The sequence below is a fragment of the Streptomyces sp. NPDC006134 genome (assembly GCF_040628835.1).
Classification (GTDB): domain Bacteria; phylum Actinomycetota; class Actinomycetes; order Streptomycetales; family Streptomycetaceae; genus Streptomyces.
Map to the genome: position 1 here is coordinate 66,153 of NZ_JBEXTV010000013.1, position 23,032 is coordinate 89,184.

Below are 23,032 nucleotides of genomic sequence, written 5' to 3' on the forward strand. Positions count from 1 at the left end.
GCGAGATTCATGACCGTCAACGGCTCTGATGACGTACTGCTTGTCCACGGCGGAACACCGCTGGAGGGCGAGATCCGGGTCCGCGGTGCGAAGAACCTCGTGCCGAAGGCCATGGTCGCCGCCCTGCTGGGCAGTGCGCCGAGCAGACTGCGCAACGTTCCGGACATCCGTGACGTGCGGGTCGTCCGCGGGCTGCTCCAGCTGCACGGGGTGACGGTCCGTCCGGGCGAGGAGCCGGGCGAGCTGGTGCTCGACCCGACCCGCGTGGAGAGCGCCAACGTCGCCGACATCGACGCCCACGCGGGGTCGAGCCGCATCCCGATCCTGTTCTGCGGCCCGCTGCTGCACCGCCTCGGGCACGCGTTCATCCCCGGCCTGGGCGGCTGCGACATCGGCGGCCGGCCCATCGACTTCCACTTCGACGTGCTGCGGCAGTTCGGTGCGAAGATCGAGAAGCGGGCGGACGGGCAGTATCTGGAGGCCCCGCAGCGGCTGCGCGGCACCAAGATCCGGCTGCCGTACCCGTCCGTCGGCGCCACCGAGCAGGTGCTGCTGACGGCCGTGCTCGCCGAGGGCGTCACGGAGCTGTCCAACGCGGCCGTCGAGCCGGAGATCGAGGACCTGATCTGCGTCCTGCAGAAAATGGGCGCGATCATCGCGATGGACACCGACCGCACCATCCGCATCACCGGTGTGGACACGCTCGGCGGCTACACCCACCGTGCCCTGCCGGACCGCCTGGAGGCCGCCTCCTGGGCGTCCGCGGCGCTGGCGACCGAGGGGAACATCTACGTCCGCGGCGCCCAGCAGCGCTCGATGATGACGTTCCTGAACACCTACCGGAAGGTGGGCGGCGCCTTCGAGATCGACGACGAGGGCATCCGCTTCTGGCACCCGGGCGGGCAGCTGAAGTCCATCGCGCTGGAGACGGACGTGCACCCCGGCTTCCAGACCGACTGGCAGCAGCCGCTGGTGGTGGCGCTGACGCAGGCCACGGGGCTGTCCATCATCCACGAGACGGTCTACGAGTCCCGCCTCGGCTTCACCTCCGCGCTGAACCAGATGGGCGCCCACATCCAGCTCTACCGCGAGTGCCTGGGCGGTTCCCACTGCCGCTTCGGCCAGCGCAACTTCCTGCACTCCGCCGTCGTGTCGGGCCCGACCAAGCTGGAGGGCGCCGACCTGGTCATCCCCGACCTGCGCGGCGGCTTCTCCTACCTCATCGCCGCCCTCGCCGCCCAGGGCACGTCCCGCGTGCACGGCATCGAACTCATCAACCGCGGCTACGAGAACTTCATGGAGAAGCTGGTGGAGCTGGGGGCCAAGGTCGAGCTGCCCGGCAAGGCGCTCGGCTGAGCCCCACCGGGGCAGCCGCCCGGCTCCGGCCCGGCCCACCGGCCCTCTGCCGGGGGTCCGGGGGTCGTCCCCCGGGCAGACACGGCATGGAGAAGCCGGTGGAGCCGGGGGCCGAGGTCGAGCTGCCCGGCAAGGCGCTCGGCTGAGGCGTTCCGGGCCCGGGCGCGGGTTCTCGTACGGGAACGTCCGCACGAGGACCCTACGGGTGCCGTACAGGGGCCGTGGAAGTCCGTACGAAGACGGGGCGGCCACCCTCTGGAGGGTGGCCGCCCCGTCGGCGTCCATGAGGCCCGTACGCCGCTCCACGGCGTACGGGCGCCAGGGTCACTTGCCCTTGGCGGCTTCCTTGAGCTTGGAGCCCGCGGAGACCTTCACGCTGTAGCCGGCCGGGATCTGGATCGGCTCACCGGTCTGCGGGTTGCGAGCGGTGCGAGCGGCACGGTGGGTGCGCTCGAAGGTGAGGAAGCCGGGAATGGTGACCTTCTCGTCGCCCTTGGCGACGATGTCGCCGACGACGTCGGCGAACGCGGCCAGCACCGCGTCGGCGTCCTTGCGGGTCACCTCGGCGCGGTCGGCCAGCGCGGCCACCAGCTCACTGCGGTTCATGTTGTTACTCCCGTATGTTTCTTGCCGTTGAGGCGTGCCACGCGGCTGGGCCGCATGTCGGGCACGGCGAAGCCGATGCTGCCAGGGTCCCCGGTGAGTCCCCGGACCCGGGTCCGTCGTCAGACCCTCGCGCCCAGGGTGGCATCCTGCCTCTACCTGCGGCGGGAAAGCCAATCCGGCACCCGCAGGAGTCGTGAGAACACTCTTGGGAGTCACACGAAGAGCGGGCGAAGCCTGGCCGACACCCTAGAGGGCGTCCCGGAACCCGAGGTTCCGCGACGCGCCGGTAGGGCGGGCCGGCCGGCCGTGGCGATGCTCACAGCACCGGGCGGTCACGGTGCCGGCCCTCGCCCGACGATCTTACGAGGCCGTCGCTCCCGCGGCCTTCGCCGCCTCCCGCACCGCGCCGGCCACGGCACCCGCGACCTTGTCGTTGAACACGCTGGGGACGATGTAGTTCGGGTTCAGCTCGTCCTCGGTCACCACGTCCGCCAGCGCCTTCGCGGCGGCCAGCATCATCTCGGTGTTGACCGTGCGGGACTGGGCGTCCAGCAGGCCGCGGAAGACACCCGGGAAGACCAGCACGTTGTTGATCTGGTTGGGGAAGTCGGAGCGGCCGGTGGCGACGACCGCCGCGGTCTGGCGGGCGATCGCCGGGTCGACCTCGGGGTCGGGGTTCGCGAGCGCGAACACCACGGCGTCGTCGGCCATCGCGGCCACGTCGTCGCCGTCCAGGACGTTGGGGGCCGAGACGCCGATGAACACGTCGGCGCCGCGCACGGCCTCCTTCAGCGTGCCCGTCAGGCCCTCGGGGTTGGTGTTGTCGGCGATCCAGCGCAGCGCCGACTCGGGGGCGGCGTCGACGAGGTCCTGGCGGCCTGCGTGCACCACGCCGTGGATGTCGGCGACGACGGCGTTCTTCACGCCCGCGGCGAGCAGCAGCTTCAGGATGGCCGTGCCGGCGGCGCCGGCGCCGGACATGACGACCCGGACGCTCTCGATCGACTTGTCGACGACGCGCAGGGCGTTGGTCAGGGCGGCGAGGACGACGATCGCGGTGCCGTGCTGGTCGTCGTGGAAGACGGGGATGTCGAGGGCCTCGCGCAGCCGGGCCTCGATCTCGAAGCAGCGGGGCGCGGAGATGTCCTCCAGGTTGATGCCGGCGAAGCCCGGGGCGATCGCCTTGACGATCTCGACGATCGCGTCGGTGTCCTGGGTGTCCAGGCAGATCGGCCAGGCGTCGATGCCGGCGAACCGCTTGAACAGGGCCGCCTTGCCCTCCATGACCGGCAGCGCGGCCTTCGGGCCGATGTTGCCCAGGCCCAGCACCGCGGAGCCGTCGGTGACGACCGCGACGGAGTTGCGCTTGATGGTCAGGCGGCGGGCGTCCTCGGGGTTCTCGGCGATCGCCATGCAGACGCGGGCCACACCCGGCGTGTAGACCATGGACAGGTCGTCACGGTTGCGGATGGGGTGCTTCGACGCCATCTCGATCTTGCCGCCGAGGTGCATCAGGAACGTACGGTCGGAGACCTTGCCCAGCGTGACGCCCTCGATACCGCGGAGCTTGCCCACGATCTCGTCGGCGTGCGCGGTGGAGGTGGCCGCGATCGTGACGTCGATACGGAGCTTCTCGTGGCCGGACGCGGTGACGTCGAGGCCGGTCACCGAGCCTCCGGAGGACTCCACGGCAGTGGTGAGCTGCGAGACGGCGGTTCCGCTCGCGGGCACCTCCAGCCGGATGGTCATCGAGTAGGAGACGCTGGGCGCCGTTGCCATGGCCGACTTCCTCTGCTTTCACCGTGTCGCGAAGTTATGCCGTCCGATCGTCGCACCTACCGCGCAGTACGTGGTAGCCGCCCCGGATTGCGAACGTATTGTTCGCGTGCCGTTCGACCGAAGGCGCCGTTTTCGGAAACTGACTTCCACCATACGAGATATGGCCGGACAAAGAAAGAGACCCACATCACACACGGTGATGTGGGTCTCTTCGGTGCTTCTCGATGCTCCTCGGCGCTTCCTGAGCGTGAGGAAGCGTGACGCGTTGGGTGACACCGACCCGCCATGCTCGCCTCGCGGCAAGTGGTCGCTCGTAGCGACTAAGGTTGGGCCCGGGGGCTTGGATCGGGCCGGTGCCACATCCAGGCTAACAAACCGATCCGGTGAGCCATTCCCGTCCGGCCGGATCGCGCTCTCCTCCGGACCGAATGGCGTTCCCGCCCGGACCGGTCCTTGTTCCCGTCCGGGCCGGTCCTTGTTCCCGCCCGGGCCGGATCGTGTTCCCGTCCGGGCCGTCGGGCCCCGGAGTTCAGTCCCTGAGCAGGTCCGGCACCCCGGACGCGTCCGGTTCGTCCCGCTGCCCCGAGACGATCGTCAGCTGCTGCGTGGCGCGGGTCAGGGCGACGTACAGCACCCGCAGGCCGGCCGGCGACTCGTCGGCGATCTCGGCCGGGGAGACGACGAGCGTCGCGTCGTACTCCAGGCCCTTGGCCTCCAGGCTGCCGAGCGCCACCACCCGGTCGCCGAGCCCGGCCAGCCAGCGCCGGGCCTCCTCGCGGCGCTGCATGGCGACGACGACGCCGACGGTGCCGTCGACGCGTTCCAGCAGCCGCGCGGCCTCCTCGCGGACGGTGGCCGCCAGGGAGCCGGGGGCGTCGCCCACGACCGTGAAGCGGGGCTCCACGCCGGTGGAGCGCACCGCGGTCGGCGGTTCGGAGCCGGGCATGGCGAGGGCGAGCACCCGGGAGGCCAGGTCGGCGATCTCTGCGGGGTTGCGGTAGTTCACGGTGAGGCGGAAGCGGCGGCGGGGGCGGCTGCCGAGGGCCTCGTCGCGGGCGGCGGCGGCCTCGTCGGGGTCGGACCAGGAGGACTGGGCCGGGTCGCCGACGATCGTCCACGTGGCGTGCCGGCCGCGCCGGCCCACCATCCGCCACTGCATCGGCGTGAGGTCCTGGGCCTCGTCGACGATGACGTGGGCGTACTCGACGCGCTCCTGCGCCAGGCGCTCGGCCCGCTCCCGCTGGGTCTCCTCGCGCACCGGCATCAGCTCCTGGAGGCCGGTGAGCTGGTCGAGCGGGTCGATCTCGCGCTTGCGGCGGGGGCGGGCGGGGGCGCCGAGGATCGCCTGGAGCTCGTCCAGCAGCGCGATGTCGTGCACGGAGTACCCGTCCCGCTGGAGCGAGCGGGCGACCTTGCGGACCTCGCCCGGGTTGAGCACCCGCCGGGACCAGCGGCCCAGCCGCTTGTCGTCCGCCATGGCCGCCAGCACGTCCCGCGGGGTCAGCTCCGGCCACCAGGCGCCGAGGAACGCGAGGAAGGAGTCCTCGCCGGTGACGTCCTCGTCGAAGGAGGAGCGCAGCTCGGCGGCGAGCTCGGGGTCGGTGTGGCGGCCGGCGGCGCCGGACTTGGCCCACAGGGCGTCCAGCAGCAGCTTGCGGGCGCGGGGGCGCAGCAGGTTCACCGGGGCGGTGCCGCCGAGGGCGGTGCGGCGGATCTCCGCCAGCTCCTCGGCCTCCAGTTCGAGCCGCCGGCCGAAGGCGACGACGCGGAGCCGCTCGGGCGGATCGTTCAGCTCCAGGGCTCCGCGCGCGGCCTTGCGCAGCACCTTCAGCATGCGGGAGGAGCCCTTGGCGCGGGCGACGGACGGGGAGTCGTACAGCGTGGCCTCCGCCCCGTCGACCAGGGAGCCCATCGCGCGGATGGCGACCTGGCCCTCCTCGCCGAGGGAGGGCAGCACGCCCTCGGTGTACGCCACCAGCAGCGGGGTCGGGGAGACGATCAGGATGCCGCCGGCGTAGCGGCGGCGGTCCTGGTAGAGCAGGTAGGCCGCGCGGTGCAGTGCCACGGCCGTCTTCCCCGTGCCCGGGCCGCCCTCGACGTACGTCACGGAGGCGGCGGGGGCGCGGATGACCAGGTCCTGCTCGGCCTGGATGGAGGCGACGATGTCCCGCATGGTGTGGCCGCGGGACCGGCCGAGGGCGGCCATCAGCGCGCCGTCGCCGATGACGGCCAGTTCCCGGCCGTCGAGGTACGCCTTCAGCTCGGGGCGCATCAGGTCGTCCTCGACGCCGAGGACGCGCCGCCCCTTGGAGCGGATGACGCGGCGGCGCACCACCCGGCCGGGGTCGACCGGGGTGGAGCGGTAGAAGGGGGCGGCGGCGGGGGCCCGCCAGTCGATGACCAGCGGGGCGTAGTCCTCGTCCAGGACGCCCATGCGGCCGATGTGCAGGGTCTCGGCGATGTCGGCCGTACCGTCCTCGCGGAGGGCGCCCTCGGCCGGTTCCACGGCGGTGTACGCCCCGTCGGGGCCCTTCTTGCCGTCCTTGCCGAGCAGCAGGTCGATCCGGCCGAAGAGGAAGTCCTCGTACTCGTTGTAGAGGCGGTTGAGGTGGACGCCCGCGCGGAAGACCTGGGCGTCGCGCTCGGCGAGCGCGCCGGGCGTGCCGACCTGGCCGAGCCGGGCCGCGTCGTCCATCAGGAACTCGGCCTCGTGGATCTTCTCCTCGAGGCGGTGGTACACCCGGTCCAGGTGCTCCTGTTCGACGCGGATCTCTCGCTCGCGGACGGAGTCGTGGCCGTCCGGTACCGAGTCGACCGCGGATTCCTGCTGTGCCTGTGCGGCCACCGGGCCCCCTTCTGACGTGCTGGGCAGCCGTCAACCGTACGCGAAGGGAGCCGGTGGAGGCTACGCGTCCCCCTCGGCCGGCCGCGTCCCGCCGAAGGTCACGGCCTCGAAGCGGCCGGTCTCGGCGGGTGCGGGGGCGGCACCCGCCGTGTGCGTACAGCGGCGCCCGGCCCGTCCGGGCTGCCCGTCCGGGACGGTTTGCCCGCACGGGACGGCTTGTCCGTCCGGGACGGCTTGCCCGTCCGAGGTGCCCGGGGCGCCGGGTGCGGGAAGGGGGCGACGGGCCGGGGGCGGGTCCTGGGTGGGCGGCGAGCGGGGTGAGGGGTGAGGGAGGTCACGCCTTCCGGGTGCGCGGGAGGGCGGCGCGGCGGCGGTGGCGGTGGCGGGCGACGCGTTCGCGGTTGCCGCAGAGCTCACTGGAGCACCAGCGCCTGCGGCGCCCCCGGGAGGTGTCCAGGTAGACGATGGGGCAGTTGTCGCCCTCGCACTGACGCAGGCCGGCCCGTGCGACGGGGTCGGTGAGCAGGTCCACGGCGTCCCGGGCGACGGCGCCGAGCAGCGCGGCGCGGCCGGGCGGCTGCGCCAGCCGCCGTATCAGCGTGCCGTCCTCGCCGCGGACCGCGCACGGGGCCGGGGGCGCGGCGCGGGCGAGTTCGTTGACGCGGGCGAGGGCCCGGTCGTGGAGAGGGGTGCCGGGGGTGGCCCGGCCGCGGATCAACGGGCCGAGGTGGGCGCGCAGTTCGCGGAAGGCCGGTGGCCAGGAGTCGTCGGCGTGGGTCAGCGGAGTGCCCGGCGGGACCAGTCCCGATCCGGTGACCCAGGCGCGCAGGACCGCGACGGAGTCGAGCCGTTCGGCGGGGTGGGAGGTGGCGAGGAGGTCCAGGCAGATCCGCCCGGTGTCGAACCGCAGCTCGTAGGGGGCCGTGGCCGAACCCAGTGCCATGTGCCTGTCACCGCCTAGGGTCACCCCGGTGGGGAACCGGCTCGCCCCGGTGAGGAGCCGGAGAGGACCGGAGAGGAAGCGCAGCGGGAGCCGGGGAGCCGCACCGCTCCCTCTACAGTGCCCGCCCTCCCCGGCGCCCGGAACCCCCTCCGCGCGGCGGCGCCCGGCTCTCAGGCGTCGGCCTCTCAGGTGTCGGCCTCTCAGGCGCCCGCCTCTCAGGTGTCGGCGTACTTGGCGTCGGCGGCCGGGTCCAGCGCGAGCCGGTAGCCGCGCTTGACGACGGTCTGGATCAGCTTCGGCGCGCCGAGGGCGGTGCGCAGCCGGGCCATCGCCGTCTCCACCGCGTGCTCGTCGCGCCCGGCGCCCGGCAGCGCGCGCAGCAGCTCCGCGCGGGAGACGACCCAGCCGGGCCGCCGGGACAGGGCCCGCAGCAGCGCCATCCCGGCGGGCGGTACGGGCCTGAGCTCGCCGTCGACCAGCACGGCGTGCCCGCGGATCTCCACCCGGTGCCCGGCGACCGGCAACATCCGCGCGCGGGAAGGAAGTTCGCGGCACAGCAGCTGGACGAGGGGGCCGAGGCGGAAGCGTTCGGGCTGGACGGTGTCCACGCCGCGCGCCTGGAGCGGCACCGCGGTGACCGGGCCGACGCAGGCCGGCAGCACGTCGTGGCCGAGGGCGGTGAGCAGTTCGGGCAGCAGGCCGCGCTCCTCGGCCCGGTTCAGCAGGGACGCGGCGGCGGGCGCGCTGGTGAAGGTGAGGGCGTCCAGGCCGCGGGAGACGGCGGCGTCCAGCAGCCGGTCGACGGGGCCGAGGTCCTCGGGCGGCAGCCACCGGTAGACGGGCACCCCGACGACCTCGGCACCGCCCTCCCGCAGCGCCTCCACGAACCCGGGCAGCGGCTCTCCGTGCAGCTGGACGGCGACACGGCGGCCGTCGACGCCCTCCTCCAGCAGCCGGTCCAGCACCTCGGCCATGGACTCCGACGACGGCGACCACTCCTCGGTCAGCCCGGCGGCGCGCACCGCGCCCTTGACCTTGGGCCCGCGGGCCAGCAGCTCCACCGCCCGCAGCCGCTCCAGCAGGGCCTCGCCCAGCCCCCATCCGTCGGCGGCCTCCACCCACCCCCGGAACCCGATCGCGGTGGTGGCCACGACCACGTCCGGCGCCCGGTCGATGAGCTGCTTGGTCGCCGCGAGCAGTTCGCTGTCGTCGGCGAGCGGCACGATCCGCAGGGCGGGGGCGTGCAGGACGGCGGCTCCGCGCCGCTGGAGGAGGGCCCCCAGTTCGTCGGCCCGGCGGGCGGCGGTCACCCCCACGGTGAAGCCGGCCAGGGGGCCGTGGTCGGGTCGCTGCTGTTCGTCGTCCATGGCTCTCGTCCCGCTTCGGTCATCCACGCTCAGGTGCCGCACGAGCCTGTCAACGGATCATGACAGGCCCGGATCGGGTTCGTGTCCCCCGTGTTACGTCACACCTCGGCGTAGCTCAACTGCGGCGTCTCCTCCGCCGTCCTCCGGTCGGTCCCGCCCCGGGCGGCCGGGCGGCGGAGGTATACGGCCCAGGTGACGGCGAAGCAGGCGGCGTAGAAGGCGAGGAAGGCGAGGAAGGCGCCGGTACCGGAGCCGTAGGAGAGGAACGACTGGCGGAAGGCGAGGTTGATGCCGACGCCGCCGAGCGCGCCGACCGCGCCGATCAGGCCCATGGAGGCCCCGGAGAGCCGGCGGCCGTAGCGGGCGGCCTCCTCGCCCGCCAGCCCCCGGGCGAGGGCCTTGCGCTGGAAGATGCCCGGGATCATCTTGAACGTGGAGCCGTTGCCCAGTCCGCTGAGTACGAACAGCACGACGAACGCGACGGTGAACAGCCCGAGCGACTCCCGCGTGGCGGCGGCGACGAGGACCGCGGTGGCGGCGCCCATGGCGACGAAGTTCCACAGCGTGATCCGCGCCCCGCCATACCGGTCGGCGAGCGATCCGCCCAGCGGCCGGATCAGCGAGCCGAGCAGCGGGCCGATGAAGGTGACGTACGCGGCCTCCAGCGGCGTACGGCCGAACTGGTTCTGCAGCACCTGCCCGAAGGCGAAGCTGTAGCCGATGAACGAGCCGAACGTGCCGACGTAGACGAACGCCATGATCCAGGTGTGGGGGTCGCGGGCGGCGTCCTTGGCGGCGCCGGTGTCGTTCTTCACGGACGCGATGTTGTCCATCTTCAGCCAGGCGAGAGCCGCGGCGACGACGATCAGCGGGATGTAGATGCCGAGCAGCACGCGCGGACCGCCGCCCGCCCCGATGATCGCGAGGGCGGCGAGCTGGATGACGGGCACGCCGATGTTGCCGCCGCCGGCGTTCAGGCCGAGGGCCCAGCCCTTCTTCCGGAGCGGGAAGAAGGCGTTGATGTTGGTCATGGAGGAGGCGAAGTTGCCACCGCCGACGCCGGCGAGCAGGCCGACGAGGAGGAAGGTGGAGAAGGAGGTGCCCGGCTCCATCACCGTGAATGCCGCGACCGTGGGCACGAGGAGGAGGGCGGCGGAGATCACCGTCCAGTTCCGGCCGCCGAAGACGGCGATGGCGAAGGTGTAGGGCACGCGCACGACCGCGCCGACGAGCGTGACCACGGACGTCAGCAGGAACTTGTCGGCCGGGGTCAGCCCGTACTCCGGCCCCATGAAGAGCACCAGCACGGACCACAGGGTCCACACCGAGAATCCGATGTGCTCGGAGAGCACGGAGAAGAGCAGGTTGCGCCGGGCGACCCTCTCCCCCGTCTCCTTCCAGAACGTCTCGTCCTCGGGGTCCCAGTGCTGGATCCAGCGGCCACCCCTGCTCGGGGATGCGGGGGCTGTGCTCGGGGCTGTCATGACGCCTCCACGGTGCTCCGGAGCTCGACTGGCTTCCGAAGCTAGGGAGGGCGCGTTTCCGCCCTGTGGCGGTGGGTGACCGGAAGGGAACGTTGCTCTCACCCCGCGGGGCGGCGGGATGAGAGGTCGCGTTCGGGCGCCGCCGTCAGCCCTGCGGGGGCCGGGGCTGCCAGTGGGGGTTCTGCTGGGGGTGGGGGTTCTGCCGGGGCGGGTACGGCTGGGGCTGAGGCTGGGGCGGGTACGGCTGGTGGGGTCCGCCGTAGGGCTGCTGCGGGGCCTGGGGCGGGTACGGCTGCTGGGGGTGGGGCTGCTGGGGATACGGCTGCGCGGGGGCCTGGGGGGCGTACGGGCCCTGGGCGTACGGGCCTTGGGCGTACGGGCCTTGGGCGTACGGGCCGGGAGTCTGAGGCGCGGCGGCGTACGGGCCGGGGGCGCCGGGCACGGCCGGTGTTCCCGGGGCTCCCGGGGCTCCCGGGGCTCCCGGCGTTCCCGGAGCCGGATATCCGTACGGCCCGCCGGGCGCGGCGCCTGCGAAGGGGTTGCCGTGCCCGGGAAGCTGCGCCCCCGGCGGCAGGTACCGCACCCGTCCGGTCTCGTCGGTCACCGGCAGGTACCCGGCCGCCCGCAGCCGGGCCGCGAACTTGGCGTTGCGCTTGCGGGTGACGGCGAACGCGATGCCGAAGAGCGCCATGAGCACCAGCCAGACGGCCGCGGCCACGCCGAAGTCCGCGGGAGCGCCGCCCAGGCGGAAGGCGAACAGCACGCACCCGAGGGTGATGCCGAGCGCCCCGTACGCCATCCGCTTCTCGGCCCTCTTGCCGGTCAGGTCGAAGTTGATCCGGGCCTTGAGGAGTTCGAAGGCGTCCGGCACGAGGGGCGGCAGCGAGACGCCGTCGCCGGCGTTCGGGTACTGCGCCCGGTTCTGCGCCGCCCGGGCCTGCGCCTGCGGGCCGGGGTCGGGCACGATCAGCATCGTCAGCGCGCCGTTTCCGGAGCTCTGCCGCACGTCGGCGTACTCGTACCCGAACTGCTGGGCGATGAAGGCGAGCCGGGCGAGCTTCTTCACGGACGCCATCGGGCTGGCCAGCTCGACCGGTTCCCCACTCGCCATCAGCTGCAGCATCTTCTGGATCTGCCGCTTGCTCATCCCCACCTGCTCCCCACGGGCCACCCTGTTCACTCGCGCAACGCGGGCAGTCTGCCATGGGGACCCGTGGGCGCGGAACGGCTCCCGGCCCGGGCGGAGTTACGGGGCTACGGGGCGGTGGGCTTCCCGCCGTCCGGCCACAGCCGCGGCCTGCGCTTGGCGGCCACGTCCTCCATCCAGCCGAACCCGACGACACAGCCCCCGATGAGCACCCAGGCGAGGGCCAGGACCGGCCAGGGGCTCTCCAGCAGCCAGGAGAAGTGCTGCTCCAGCACGTCGATCCCCCACAGCCGGTCCCACAGGGTCGCGGCGACCAGGATGCACACGTTGTGCCAGAGGTAGATCGTCACGGCCCGGGAGTTGAGCAGGGTGATCGGCCGGTCCCAGCGGCGCAGCCGGCGCGGCCACTCGCTCCAGGAGGGGCTGATGTGCAGCAGCAGCATCACCGTCCCCAGGGACCACAGGGCCTGGGCGAAGGGGATGCTGTCCAGGTCGTGGCCGGTCCCGAAGTCGTGGGTCAGCGCGTACCCCAGGCCCGCGCACGCGATGACCGGCGCCGCGAGCGGGACGACGTACCGGGGAAGGCGCTTGAGGAGGCCCTCCCGGTGGGCCATGCCGAGGATCCAGCAGGCCCCGAAGGTGCTGAAGTCGGTGAGGGCGGAGGGGATCCGCTCGCCGGGCAGGTCCAGGTAGCCGAACTCGAAGGCGGCCGACAGGGCGACCGGCGCCAGGACCGTCACCCACGGCACGGCGCGCAGGGCGCGCAGCAGCAGCGGGGAGAGCAGGACGTACCAGAGGTAGGCGCGGATGTACCACAGCGGCCCGGCGAGCTCGGCGGCCCAGTCGTCGCCGAGGAGGCCGTGGACGCCCTGGAGCCCCTCGGCGTAGGGCGGGTCGCTCAGCGGCAGGATCCAGAACGCCAGGTGCAACCACCACCAGCCCGGCTGCCCGTCGGCGTCCGGGCCCCAGCCCCGGAGCAGCATGCCGGTGACGCCGATCGCGCCGAGCAGCCACAGCGGCGGCAGCAGGCGGCGCATCCTGCTGCGCACGACCTGCACCGGCGGGCGCTTGAGGGAGCGGGCCATGAGGTTGCCCGCGAGGGCGAACATCACGCCCATGGACGGGAACACGACCGGCAGCCAGGCCCAGCCCGTCAGGTGGTACAGGACCACGCGGAAGAGGGCCAGCGCGCGCAGCAGGTCGAAGTAGCGGTCCCGGACGGGGGCCCGCCGGGCCGGTGCGGCCGTCGCCGGCAGGGCGGGTTCCGCCCCCGCGGGCGGCACGGAGGGAACGGGCGGAGCGGTCATGTCCGGGACTTTCTGGGGTGCGGTGGTGCTCGGGGCTTTCTGAGCCGCGGTCGTACGCGGTGCCTTCCGGGCCGCGGTCGTACGCGGAACGGGATCGGGGTCGGGATACGGGGCGGTGGGCACGGGGCCGGAGGGCGGCGGTGCCGTCATCCGGCCGGCCGCCCGTCCAGGGCCGCCGCCCGCTGGGCGGGGACGGCCCCCGCGCCCGGCGGCGCGGACACACCGCCCTTGCGCCGCAGCTTCTGCCAGCGCAGCCGGCCGCCGGTGAGCGCGGTGATCCAGGACTGGAGGAGCACGACGTACATCAGCTGGCGGTAGAGGATCTGCTGCAGCGGCAGCGAGATCAGCGGGGTGAGCCGCTCGCGGTCGAGGACGAAGGCGTACGCGGCGCAGACCGTCTGGATGGCCAGGACGCCGAACCACGCCGCGATCGTCTTCCCGGTCGGGCCGAAGACCAGGCCGTACAGGAGGAAGATGTCGATGAGCGGCGCCAGCAGCGGGGACAGGACCATGAACAGGGAGACGAAGGGCAGGCCGACGCGGCCGAAGCGGCCCGAGGGGCCCTTCTCGACGACGGCGCGGCGGTGCTTCCAGATCGCCTGCATGGTGCCGTAGGACCAGCGGTAGCGCTGCGACCACAGCTGCTGCACGGTCTCCGGCGCCTCGGTCCAGGCGCGGGCGTTCTCCGCGTAGACCACGCGCCAGCCGTCGCGGTGCAGCGCCATCGTGACGTCGGTGTCCTCGGCGAGCGTGTCGTCGCTCATGCCGCCGACGCGTTCGAGGGCGGAGCGGCGGAAGGCGCCGACGGCGCCCGGGATCGTCGGCATGCAGCGCAGGACGTCGTACATGCGGCGGTCGAGGTTGAAGCCCATCACGTACTCGATGTGCTGCCAGGCGCCGATGAGGGTGCCCTTGTTGCCGACCTTGGCGTTGCCCGCCACGGCGCCCACCTCCGGGTCGCCGAAGGGCTGGACGAGCTCGCGGATGGTGGACGGTTCGAAGACCGTGTCGCCGTCCATCATGACGACGATGTCGTGACGGGCGTTGGCCAGGCCGCGGTTGAGGGCGGCCGGTTTGCCCGCGTTGAGCTGGCGGATCACCCGGACGCCCGGCAGGCCCATCGCCTCCACGATGCGGGCCGTGCCGTCGGAGGAGCCGTCGTCGACGACGATGACCTCGATGGGGTGCTCGCCGGCCATCAGCGAGCGGACGGTGTTCTCGATGCACTTGGCCTCGTTGTACGCCGGGACCAGCACCGACACGGGTTCGGTGACCGGCGGGCCCCAGCGGAAGCCCTTGCGGCGCACCCGGCGGGCGTGGGCGCCGGACAGGACGATCATCAGGGCGAAGCGGCCGATGACGAGGAAGCCGACGACCGCCAGGCCCACCACCAGGACGCCGGTGACCTTCTCGGACACCTGGACCAAGAAGATCCACGCCTTGCCCTTCCACAGGTCCAGGCCGGTGACCGGGGTGTGCGCGCTGGGCGCGCCCAGCGCCTCGGTGAGGTTGGTGAACTCGTACCCCTGCTTCTGCAGGCCGGGCAGGAACCGGTCCAGGGCCTGCACGGTCTGGTGCCGGTCGCCGCCGGAGTCGTGCATGAGGACGAGGGCGCCCTCGCCGTCCTTCGGCGTGGCGCGGCGGATGATCTCCTCGACGCCGGGCTTCTTCCAGTCCTCGCTGTCGGTGTTGTTGAGGACGGTGAGGTACCCGCGGCTGCCGATGTACTCGGTGACCGGCCAGGACTTGTTGTCCATGGCGTCGGCGAAGGAGGAGTACGGCGGGCGGAACAGGGAGGTGCGGATGCCGGCCGCGCCGGATATCGCGAGCTGGTTCTGCGACAGCTCCCAGTCGATGCGCTTCTTCGACTGGAAGGACAGGTCGGGGTGGTCGAAGGTGTGCAGGCCGATCTCGTGGCCCTCGTCGACCATGCGCCGGACCAGGTCCGGGTGGCGGGAGGCCATGGTGCCGGTGACGAAGAACACCGCGTGCGCGTCGTGCTTCTTCAGTACGTCCAGCACCTTCGGTGTCCAGACCGGGTCCGGGCCGTCGTCGAAGGTGAGGACGAGGCGGTGGCCGGGCACGCCGAGGCTGTCGGTGCGGCCGCCGCGGGTGTCGATGACCGGGCCGCCCTCCAGGATCTCCTGCGGCACCCGGTCGGTGGGGGCGGGTGGCTGGACGCGGTGGTCGGCGAGGATCTCGTTGTGCACATACCCGCGCAGCATGAGCATCGCCATCAGGGCGACGAGGACGAGCACCGGCAGCAGCAGGCGCAGGGGCAGGCGGCGACGCCGGGAGCCGCCACGGGCCGCGGTCGCGGTGCCGTGACGGCGGGTGGGGAAGGCCATCAGAGGAGGTACTCCGGGGACGGTGCGGATGCGGCGGGGGCGCCGGGTGCTGTGGAGGCGCCTGTGGCGCGGGAGGATCGGTCGTTCGGTCCGCCGGCCGGCGTGCCGCCGCCGGGGAGGGTGCCGATGCCCGTGCTCGGGACGGTCGGGAGCCCGCCGCTCTGGGTCGGGGACGGGTCCGGCGTGCCGGTGGACGGCTGACCGCTCGTTCCCGTCGGGCCGGGTTCGGCCGCGCCGCCGCCCGGCCCGGGAACGGTCCGGGCCGGGGCGGGCTCGGGGGTGGTGGTGCCGTCCGGTTGCGGGAGGGCCGGGACGGTGCCGGGCGCGGTGGTGCCGGGGCCGGGCGTCGGCGTCGCGGCGTCCGTGGCCGGCGGGGCGGAATCCTCGGCGGTGGGAGCGTCGGAGGCGGACGGCCGGGCCGGCCGGGAGGGCAGGGGGGCGGGGTCGGCCTGGCCGGCCGGCGGCCTCTCCTTCGGTTCCCGCACGGGCAGCCAGGGCGCCTCGGAGCTGCCGGACAGCAGCGTGGCGACCATGACGACGGCGTACATCGCGCAGGCGAGGCCGACGGCTATGCCGAGGCGGCGGAAGAGGCGGACGCGGCGGCCCGACTCGTCGACGAAGACGGGCCCGTCGGACTCCTCGGACGTGCCGTCCGGCCCGCCGGGTCCGCCGGGTCCGCCGGGTCCGTCCGGTCCGCCAGGGGCGGCCCGTACCAGCCGCCCGTCGCCGAGCCGTACGGCGTCCAGCTGGACGGTCACCTCGTGCGGATCGTGCGTGTGCTCGGCCGCCCCGGTCGTCTCGGCACCCTGCCAGGGGTCCCGGACGGTTGCGGGGGCCGTAGGGGCCGCAGGGGTTGTAGGGGCGACGGGGGTCGCGGAGGCGTCAGCCTCCGTGAAGGCGACGGGCCCCGCGACGGTGAAAGGACGGGAAGGGCGGCGGGCTCCGGACAGGGGGCGGCTCTCAGGGAAGGCCCCGGTCGCCGGGAAGGCCCGGGTCTCAGGGAAGGCCCCGGTCGCCGGGAAGGCCCGGGTCTCCGAGAGGCCGCCGGCCTCCGGCAGGACGCGCGTCTCGGCCACCGCCGACAGGACGTCCGGCCGGCCGGCCGGGTCACCGTCCACGTCACCGGTCCGGGCCCGCGGCCCCACGGCGCCGTCGGCGTCCGCACGCCGCTCGGTGGGCAGTACGGCGGTCTCTTCGGCGTCCGAGGCGCCCCGAGGACGCGACACGGCAGCCTCTTCGGCACCCGCACGCCGCCCAACCGGCACCCCGGCAGCCCCCTCGGCACCCGAGACACCCCGAGAACGCGACACCGCAGCCCCCTCGGCACCCGCACGCCGCCCAACCGGCAACACCGCGGTCTCCCCGGCGTCCGGAGCACTCCGGGGGCGTGGCACGGCGGCCTGCCCGGCCTCCGGAGCCCTCGGCAGCCGCAGCGTCGTGGTCCTCTCCGCGTCGTCCGGGACCCGCCGGGCGGACGGCGCCCCACGCGTGGCGGCCTCCGCGCGCGGGCCGCTCGCGACGGCCCCCGGGCGGGGGGCGTTCCCGGCGAACTCCAGGCGGGCGCGGCGTATGTCCCCGACCGCGGTTTCCGGCGACGCCGGTATGACGCCCTCGTCCTCCCGTTCCTCCGGCGGCTCCGGGAGACGCCGGGGCGAGGACGCGGCCTCGGTCCCTTCGGGTTGGGCGTCTTTCTGCCACTTGTTCACGCGCGCACTTCCCCCCACGGGTCGGTTCCGGAAGCGCCTACGACCCCGAGCACCCGCCGACCGGACCAGGCCCCCACCGGGTCCGAGCGCCCCCTCTACCACACCGTGCTCAGAACATGAATGTAGCGCACACGTGGAAGGTGTGTGCGCCAGGTGTCAGGTGTGACCGGACATCACTCGCGCGTCAATGGCCGGAATCCATCCCCCCGTGGGCCGCTTCAGCCAGCCCTCCTCGGCGGCGAGCCGGCCCGCGGCCCGGCGCAGGGCGTCGAGCGCGGGGTGCACCAGCCCCTTCCGCCAGACCAGCGACACGGGCGACAGCGGCACCGGATCGACGAGGGGCCGCACCACCGTCCGCGCCAGGGCCGGAAAGTCCACCACGGCCAGGACCGGGTGGCGTGTCTTCGCCATGAGCCTCTGGAACTCCTCGTCGCCGACGGCCAGCGGAGCGGGGGGCGCCACCTCGATGCCGCGTCCCTCGAAGAGGCGGCGGGCGAGGTCGGTCCACTCCGGCGTGCGCGGGTTCCCGGCCCCGGCGTACACCGTCTCCCCCGCCAGTTCCGCGAGCGGCACCTCCTCCCGGGAGGCCAGCCGGTGGTCCTCCGGCAGGACGAGTGCCATGGGCTCGTAGCGCACGGGCTGGTGGCCGAGTCCGGCCCGCAGGGCCGGGTCCAGTCCGGCGAGGCGTCCGAACGACACGTCGAGGCGCCCCGCGAGGATCTCGGCCGCGGCGCCGGTCAGGCCGCTCTCGTAGCGGGCCATCAGCTCCTGGGCGGGGGCGAGTTCGCGGGCCAGCTCCAGGACGCGGCGCCCGGTGGCCAGGCCCGGGGAGTTGAGGTCCACCAGCAGGGGGCGGGCCTGCCCGAAGGCGGCGAGGAGGTCGTCCTGGGCCTGGAGCAGACGGCGCGCGTGGGGCAGCAGCCGCTCGCCGTCGGGGGTGAGCGTCACCTGGCGGGTGGTCCGGACGAACAGCTCGGCGCCCAACTCCCGCTCCAGGCGCCGTACATCGCGGCTCAGCGCCTGCTGGGCGACGTACAGGCGGGCGGCGGCCCGGGTGAAGTGCAGTTCCTCGGCGACGGTGAGGAAGGCGCGCAGGAGGCGGGGGTCGAGATGGCGTGGCGGCGGCATCCGGTGAACGTACCGGATTCACAACGGCGGTGAGTGAATCGGTGCGGAGAAGGTGTTGGACCCCGTGATCGGCCCCGGGTGACCGTTGCTCCATGCCGCAGCCGAGGTCCCCCCGCCCGTCCACGCCCGCTCCCCTGCTCACCGTCACCGGCGACACCCTCGTCGCCGCCGACTTCGGGTCCCGCGCCCCGGACCGGGCACGCCCCGGCGCCGGACGCCCGCCCGGCCCCTACCGCCGCCTGTTCGCCGCCCCCGGCGCCCGCGCGTTCACGGCCTGGAATCTCGTCGCCCGCCTGCCCATGGGCATGTTCAGCGTGAGCGCGGTCGTGATGATCGCCGGTACGCGGGGCTCCTACGCCCTCGCCGGCGCCGTCACCGCGACGGGGCTGGCGGCCACCGCGCTGGTCGCCCCGTGGACCGCGCGGCTGATCGACCGGCACGGGCAGGCCCGGGTGGCACTGCCCGCCACGCTGGTCGCTGTGCTCGGCTCCCTCGCCCTGCTGCTGTGCGTGCGCCACGGCGCCCCCGACTGGACGCTGTTCGCCGCGTACGCCGCGACCGCCACCACCCCCAACACCGGCGGGATGTCCCGCGCCCGCTGGGACCACCTGTTCAAGGGCGACGCGGCGGCCCTGCACACCGCGAACTCCTTCGAGCAGGCCACCGACGAGCTGTGCTTCATGCTGGGCCCGGTGCTGGCGGTCTTCCTGTGCGGGACGTTCTTCCCGGAGGCGGGCACGCTCGTGGGCGCCTTCCTGCTGCTGGCGGGCATGCTGCTCTTCACGGCCCAGCGCGCCACCGAACCGCCCGCCGCGCGGGCGCGGGGCACGGCCGGGGCGGGGCCGAAGTCCCCTCTGCGGTCCCCGGGCATACCGCCGCTGCTGGCGGTGTGCCTGGCGACGGGCGCGGTGTTCGGGTCGATGGAGGTCGTCACGATCGCGTTCGCGGACGCGCGCGGGCACGGTACGGCGGCGGGTGTGGTCCTCGCCCTCCAGGCAGCCGGTTCGTGCGCGGCGGGCCTGCTGTACGGGGCGGTGCGTCCGGCCGGCTCCGCGTGGTCCCGCCTGCCGTGGTGCATCGCCGCGATGACGGCCCTGCTGACGCTGCCGGCGCTCGCGGCGGCCGGCCCCGGCTCGCTCCCGCTGCTGGGCGGCGCGCTGCTGCTCGCGGGGATGGCGACCGCCCCGACGATGGTCACCACGATGACGCTGGTCCAGCGGCGCACCCCCGAGGGCCGTCTGAACGAGGGCATGACCCTCGCGGTCACCGGCCTGCTCGGCGGCATCGCCTGCGGCAGCGCGGCCGGCGGCTGGGTCGCGGAACACCTCTCGGCCGCCGCCGGGTACGGCGTTCCGCCGGCCGCCGCCGCGCTGGCCCTGCTGATCACCCTGCTGCCGCTGCCCGGTTCCCGGTCCGGTTCCCGCGCGGACCACTGACACGCGCCGGGGTGGCGCCCAGCACCGTCTCCTGCACGCTCAGCGGCAAGCGCCCGGCCTCGGCGGCGACCCGGCGCCGTGCCGGGGCGGCGGTGCGCGAGCCGGGCCACCGGCGGCCCGCACGGAGGGCCCGGACCGGCCGCGGCACGCGGCGAACGCGCTGACCTGCGGACATGACGAAGGCCCCGCCGTTCGACGCGGCGGGGCCTTCGCCCACATGGGTGGGAGGCCGGTGGCCTCCCGATCGTGGAGATGGCGGGAATCGAACCCGCGTCCAACGGTGCAGAACCAGGGCTTCTCCGTGTGCAGTCCGCTTCGCTTTTCTCGGCCCCGGAGATCACGCGGACAAGTCTCCGACGGGCTCAGTCACTGTTTGATTTCCCTCTACACCCCGTGACCGGGTCTAGAGGTTTAGTTCCCTAGCTGATGCCAGGATCCGGGTCGGGAACAGCCCCGGGCTGACACTCCCTTGATAGGAGGCTCGCTCTGCTACCTGAGATCAGGCAGCGAGGGCGAAGGCCTGCTGGGAGGAATCGCGCTTGGTGTTGGCGATTATTTTTTTCGGCCTGTGGTTTACGAGATCATGGCCGCTTCCTCGACACGCTTCCCCTGCTTCGACAGCCGCTGTCGAAACCGATCATCCCCATGTTGATTTCTCAAGGTGCGCACCCACCGTGAGGTGCAGGTGCCATCGTAAGGGACCAACGCCCATCGATGCCACCGTATTCCCAGCGGTCGCCCCGCCGTTCCCCGGCGATCGCCCTGCCGGTTCGTTCGACGGTCGTCCCGCCGCGGTACCGGGTCCAACGCGCCCCGGCCGCGGATCATTCCCGGGTGCCCGGGTGCCCGGGGTGAGGCGGGTCACGCCCGCTGCCGCCGCCGGATCGCCGACATCGCCCGCTCGGCCTCACGCCGGTCCTGCTTCTCGCGCAGGGTCTGGCGCTTGTCGTACTCCTTCTTGCCGCGCGCCAGCGCAATCTCGATCTTGGCGCGGCCGTCCTTGAAGTACAGCGCGAGCGGCACGATCGTGTGCCCCGTCTCCTGGGACTTCGACTCCAGCTTGTCGATCTCCACGCGGTGCAGCAGCAGCTTCCGCTTGCGGCGGGCGCTGTGGTTGGTCCAGGTGCCCTGGCTGTACTCCGGCACGTGCACGTTGTGCAGCCACGCCTCGTGCCCGTCCAGCTGCACGAAGCCGTCGGCCAGCGACGCCCGCCCCTGGCGCAGCGACTTCACCTCGGTCCCGGTGAGGACGAGACCGGCCTCGTAGGTGTCGAGGATGTGGTAGTCGTGCCGCGCCTTCTTGTTCTGCGCGATCAGCTTGCGCCCTTTTTCCTTAGCCATAGTGCCGACCATTTTCGCACTACACAGGGGGCTCGCGGGAAGCCGATTTACGCGGGTGGCGGTTCCTGTCCCAGGCCGCTGAGCACCGTCCGGGCCCGCTGGAGGGCCTCCGGGTCGCCGGGGTCGACCTCCAGGTCGGGCGTGATGCCCGTGCCGTCGACACCGCGGCCGGAGGGGGTGCGGTAGTGGCCGACGGTCAGCTCGGCGACCGAGCCGCCGGGCAGCCGGCTCGGCATCTGCACCGAGCCCTTGCCGAAGGTGCGGGAGCCCACGACGACCGCGCGTCCGCGGTCCTTCAGGGCTCCGGTGAGGAGTTCGGCCGCGCTCATCGTGCCGCCGTCGACGAGGGCGACCAGGGGTCTGGAGGTGTCGCCGCCGGGCTCGGCGTGCAGGACGCGCTGCTCGCCGTCGACGTCGTAGGTGGCGACGAGGCCGCCGTCGAGGAAGGCGGAGGCGGCCGTGACGGCCTCGGCGACCAGGCCGCCGGAGTTGCCGCGCAGGTCGAGGACGACCCCGTCGCGGGGCGGGGCCTTTTGCACGGCGGTGCGGACCCGCTCGCCGGTGCCCCGGGTGAACGTGGCGACCTTGATGACGGTGACCCCGCCGGGCAGCTCCCGGACGGTGACGGAGTCCGTCGACAGGCGGGCCCGGTGCAGGGTGAGGCTCCACGCGCGCGTACCGCGCTCCAGGCCCAGCCGGACGGTGGTGCCGGCGGGCGCGCCGGTGGCGTCGCCGCGCAGCAGGGCGACCACCTCGGTGACGGGACGCCCGTCGACCGGCTCGCCGTCGACGCTGCGCAGCCGGTCGCCCGCGCGGATCCCGGCGGTGCCGGCGGGCGAGCCGGCCCGTACCTTCGTCACCTCGATCCGGCCGTCCCGCTCGCGCCGCGCCCACAGGCCGACGCCGGTGTAGCGGCCGTCGAGGGCCTCCTCCAGCTCCTCGTACTCGCCCCGCGAGTAGACGGCGGCCCAGCGGTCGCCGCTGCGGCTGACGGCGCGCTCGGCGGCCTCCACGGGCGACTTGCCGTCGGCCATCGCCTCGGCCGCCGCCCGGGCCACGTCCTGCCGGTGCCCGACGGGCACGGCCGAACGGGTCTCACCCGCCGCGGACTTCCGGTCCGCCCGGTCCGCCCGCTCCGTCTGAGGAAACGATCCGGTGGCCGCCCCCGCGGCGAGCACACTCGCGAACACCAAGGTCAGGGCGGCCCCGTGGCGGTAGCGGCGGGGCTGACAGAACAGGTCACGACCTGACATGCCGGTGAGTCTAGGACAACGAAAAGGGCCGTACGGACGGTTGTCCGTACGGCCCCTCGCGGCATGTGTCACACCTTCAGATACTTGCGCAGCGCGAAGAACGCGGCCAGCGCGGGCATCAGGAAGCTCGCCGCGAGGATGAGCGGCAGCTTGGTGAGCACGGCGTCCCAGCCGACGAAGTTGATCAGCGGCAGCTTCTCGGACAGGGCCATGCCGTTGTCGATGACGAAGTACTGGCCGAGCACGAGGAAGGAGCAGGCGATGGTGCCGCCGACGAGGCCGGCGACCGCGGCCTCCATGATGAACGGCGCCTGGATGTAGAAGCCGGAGGCGCCGACCAGGCGCATGATGCCGGTCTCGCGGCGGCGGCTGAACGCCGAGACGCGCACCGTGTTGACGATCAGCAGCAGCGCCACGACCAGCATGACGAGCATCACGCCGCGCGCGGCCCAGTTGAGGTACCCCAGCAGCTTGAAGAGGTTGTCCAGGATGCCCTTCTGGTCCTGCACCGACTGCACGCCCGCGCGGCCGTTGAAGGCGGTCGCGATGACCTGGTACTTCTCCGGGTCCTTCAGCTTGATGCGGTACGACTCCTGCATCTGGTCCGGGGTGAGCGAACTGGCCAGCGGGGAGTCGCCGAACTGCTCCTTGTAGTGCTTGTACGCCTCGTCCTGCGACTCGTACAGCACCTCGTCGACGACCGCCATCTTGTCCAGGTCGTTCTTGATCTGCTGCTTCTGCTCGGTGGTGACGGCGCCCTTGGCACAGTTCGGGTCGGACTCCGCGTCGCTCTTGTTGCAGAGGAAGATCGAGACGTTGACCTTGTCGTACCAGTAGCCCTTCATCTGGTTGACCTGGTCGCTCATCAGCAGGGAGCCGCCGAACAGGGCCAGGGACAGGCCGACGGAGACGATGACGGCGAAGGTCATCGTCAGGTTGCGGCGGAGACCGACACCAATCTCCTGGAAAACGAACTGCGCGCGCAT

16 protein-coding genes and 1 other RNA gene are annotated in these 23,032 nt (G+C 73.2%); 2 read left to right on the top strand and 15 right to left on the bottom strand.

Features of this window, described 5'->3' with window-relative positions; all coding sequences use genetic code 11:
• Positions 1-9: 9 nt before the first annotated feature.
• Positions 10-1,356, top strand: a complete 1,347-nt coding sequence (gene murA, locus ABZ340_RS11215; RefSeq protein WP_358781491.1) for a UDP-N-acetylglucosamine 1-carboxyvinyltransferase — start codon at positions 10-12, stop codon at positions 1,354-1,356.
• A gap of 324 nt (positions 1,357-1,680) precedes the next feature.
• Here the strand turns inward: murA and ABZ340_RS11220 are convergent, their stop codons facing one another.
• The 11 genes from ABZ340_RS11220 to ABZ340_RS11270 form a co-directional block, all read right to left on the bottom strand.
• Entirely contained in the window at positions 1,681-1,962 is a 282-nt protein-coding gene (locus ABZ340_RS11220) for an HU family DNA-binding protein (protein WP_029382097.1), read from the bottom strand.
• A 360-nt stretch (positions 1,963-2,322) separates the two neighbouring features.
• Positions 2,323-3,741 (bottom strand): NAD-dependent malic enzyme, encoded by a 1,419-nt coding sequence (locus tag ABZ340_RS11225; RefSeq protein ID WP_358781492.1) that lies wholly within the window; start codon positions 3,739-3,741, stop codon positions 2,323-2,325.
• A gap of 529 nt (positions 3,742-4,270) precedes the next feature.
• Positions 4,271-6,586, bottom strand: coding sequence for a UvrD-helicase domain-containing protein (locus ABZ340_RS11230; protein ID WP_358781493.1), 2,316 nt, complete (start codon positions 6,584-6,586; stop codon positions 4,271-4,273).
• Positions 6,587-6,920: 334 nt separating this feature from the next.
• On the bottom strand, positions 6,921-7,529 hold the full coding sequence (locus tag ABZ340_RS11235) for a CGNR zinc finger domain-containing protein (RefSeq protein ID WP_358781494.1): 609 nt from the start codon (positions 7,527-7,529) through the stop codon (positions 6,921-6,923).
• A gap of 215 nt (positions 7,530-7,744) precedes the next feature.
• On the bottom strand, positions 7,745-8,896 hold the full coding sequence (locus tag ABZ340_RS11240) for a uroporphyrinogen-III synthase (RefSeq protein WP_358781495.1): 1,152 nt from the start codon (positions 8,894-8,896) through the stop codon (positions 7,745-7,747).
• 98 nt (positions 8,897-8,994) lie between these two features.
• The gene (locus ABZ340_RS11245; RefSeq protein ID WP_358781496.1) at positions 8,995-10,380 is read right to left on the bottom strand and encodes a nitrate/nitrite transporter; all 1,386 of its coding nucleotides are present in this window, start codon (positions 10,378-10,380) and stop codon (positions 8,995-8,997) included.
• 145 nt (positions 10,381-10,525) lie between these two features.
• A complete protein-coding gene (locus ABZ340_RS11250; protein ID WP_358781497.1) occupies positions 10,526-11,527 on the bottom strand; it encodes a hypothetical protein in 1,002 nt (333 codons plus the stop codon).
• A gap of 107 nt (positions 11,528-11,634) precedes the next feature.
• Positions 11,635-12,834: an acyltransferase family protein gene (locus ABZ340_RS11255; protein ID WP_358781498.1), complete on the bottom strand. Its 1,200-nt coding sequence runs from the start codon at positions 12,832-12,834 to the stop codon at positions 11,635-11,637.
• A 146-nt stretch (positions 12,835-12,980) separates the two neighbouring features.
• Positions 12,981-15,182 (bottom strand): glycosyltransferase, encoded by a 2,202-nt coding sequence (locus tag ABZ340_RS11260; protein ID WP_358781499.1) that lies wholly within the window; start codon positions 15,180-15,182, stop codon positions 12,981-12,983.
• Complete coding sequence (locus ABZ340_RS11265; RefSeq protein WP_358781500.1) at positions 15,182-16,408, bottom strand: hypothetical protein; 1,227 nt, start codon at positions 16,406-16,408, stop codon at positions 15,182-15,184. Before ABZ340_RS11265 ends, ABZ340_RS11260 begins: the two co-directional genes overlap by 1 nt.
• Before the next feature lie 636 nt (positions 16,409-17,044).
• Entirely contained in the window at positions 17,045-18,016 is a 972-nt protein-coding gene (locus tag ABZ340_RS11270) for a LysR family transcriptional regulator (protein ID WP_358781501.1), read from the bottom strand.
• 92 nt (positions 18,017-18,108) lie between these two features.
• On the opposite strand from ABZ340_RS11270, the gene ABZ340_RS11275 reads away from it, so the two are divergent.
• Positions 18,109-19,452 carry an MFS transporter gene (locus ABZ340_RS11275; RefSeq protein ID WP_358781502.1) on the top strand — a complete coding sequence of 448 codons (1,344 nt, stop codon included), beginning with the start codon at positions 18,109-18,111 and terminating at the stop codon, positions 19,450-19,452.
• A 244-nt stretch (positions 19,453-19,696) separates the two neighbouring features.
• Here ABZ340_RS11275 and ssrA read toward each other — a convergent pair.
• From ssrA to ftsX, 4 genes are all read right to left on the bottom strand, one after another.
• Positions 19,697-20,097, bottom strand: a transfer-messenger RNA (tmRNA) gene (gene ssrA / locus ABZ340_RS11280).
• 216 nt (positions 20,098-20,313) lie between these two features.
• Entirely contained in the window at positions 20,314-20,793 is a 480-nt protein-coding gene (smpB, locus tag ABZ340_RS11285) for an SsrA-binding protein SmpB (protein ID WP_164396754.1), read from the bottom strand.
• A 47-nt stretch (positions 20,794-20,840) separates the two neighbouring features.
• Entirely contained in the window at positions 20,841-22,046 is a 1,206-nt protein-coding gene (locus ABZ340_RS11290; RefSeq protein ID WP_358781503.1) for a S41 family peptidase, read from the bottom strand.
• Between the two features lie 68 nt (positions 22,047-22,114).
• Positions 22,115-23,032 (bottom strand): permease-like cell division protein FtsX, encoded by a 918-nt coding sequence (ftsX, locus tag ABZ340_RS11295; protein WP_358781504.1) that lies wholly within the window; start codon positions 23,030-23,032, stop codon positions 22,115-22,117.

What these genes read in the sequence shown, in the direction of transcription:
- ABZ340_RS11275 (WP_358781502.1), top strand. Translation starts at nt 18,109, where the DNA reads ATGCCGCAGCCGAGGTCCCCCCGCCCGTCCACGCCCGCTCCCCTGCTC.
- ABZ340_RS11260 (WP_358781499.1), bottom strand. Translation starts at nt 15,182, where the DNA reads ATGGCCTTCCCCACCCGCCGTCACGGCACCGCGACCGCGGCCCGTGGC.
- ABZ340_RS11225 (WP_358781492.1), bottom strand. Translation starts at nt 3,741, where the DNA reads ATGGCAACGGCGCCCAGCGTCTCCTACTCGATGACCATCCGGCTGGAG.
- ftsX (WP_358781504.1), bottom strand. Translation starts at nt 23,032, where the DNA reads ATGCGCGCGCAGTTCGTTTTCCAGGAGATTGGTGTCGGTCTCCGCCGC.
- ABZ340_RS11270 (WP_358781501.1), bottom strand. Translation starts at nt 18,016, where the DNA reads ATGCCGCCGCCACGCCATCTCGACCCCCGCCTCCTGCGCGCCTTCCTC.
- ABZ340_RS11250 (WP_358781497.1), bottom strand. Translation starts at nt 11,527, where the DNA reads ATGAGCAAGCGGCAGATCCAGAAGATGCTGCAGCTGATGGCGAGTGGG.
- ABZ340_RS11245 (WP_358781496.1), bottom strand. Translation starts at nt 10,380, where the DNA reads ATGACAGCCCCGAGCACAGCCCCCGCATCCCCGAGCAGGGGTGGCCGC.
- ABZ340_RS11290 (WP_358781503.1), bottom strand. Translation starts at nt 22,046, where the DNA reads ATGTCAGGTCGTGACCTGTTCTGTCAGCCCCGCCGCTACCGCCACGGG.
- ABZ340_RS11240 (WP_358781495.1), bottom strand. Translation starts at nt 8,896, where the DNA reads ATGGACGACGAACAGCAGCGACCCGACCACGGCCCCCTGGCCGGCTTC.
- ABZ340_RS11235 (WP_358781494.1), bottom strand. Translation starts at nt 7,529, where the DNA reads ATGGCACTGGGTTCGGCCACGGCCCCCTACGAGCTGCGGTTCGACACC.
- ABZ340_RS11220 (WP_029382097.1), bottom strand. Translation starts at nt 1,962, where the DNA reads ATGAACCGCAGTGAGCTGGTGGCCGCGCTGGCCGACCGCGCCGAGGTG.
- ABZ340_RS11255 (WP_358781498.1), bottom strand. Translation starts at nt 12,834, where the DNA reads ATGACCGCTCCGCCCGTTCCCTCCGTGCCGCCCGCGGGGGCGGAACCC.
- smpB (WP_164396754.1), bottom strand. Translation starts at nt 20,793, where the DNA reads ATGGCTAAGGAAAAAGGGCGCAAGCTGATCGCGCAGAACAAGAAGGCG.
- murA (WP_358781491.1), top strand. Translation starts at nt 10, where the DNA reads ATGACCGTCAACGGCTCTGATGACGTACTGCTTGTCCACGGCGGAACA.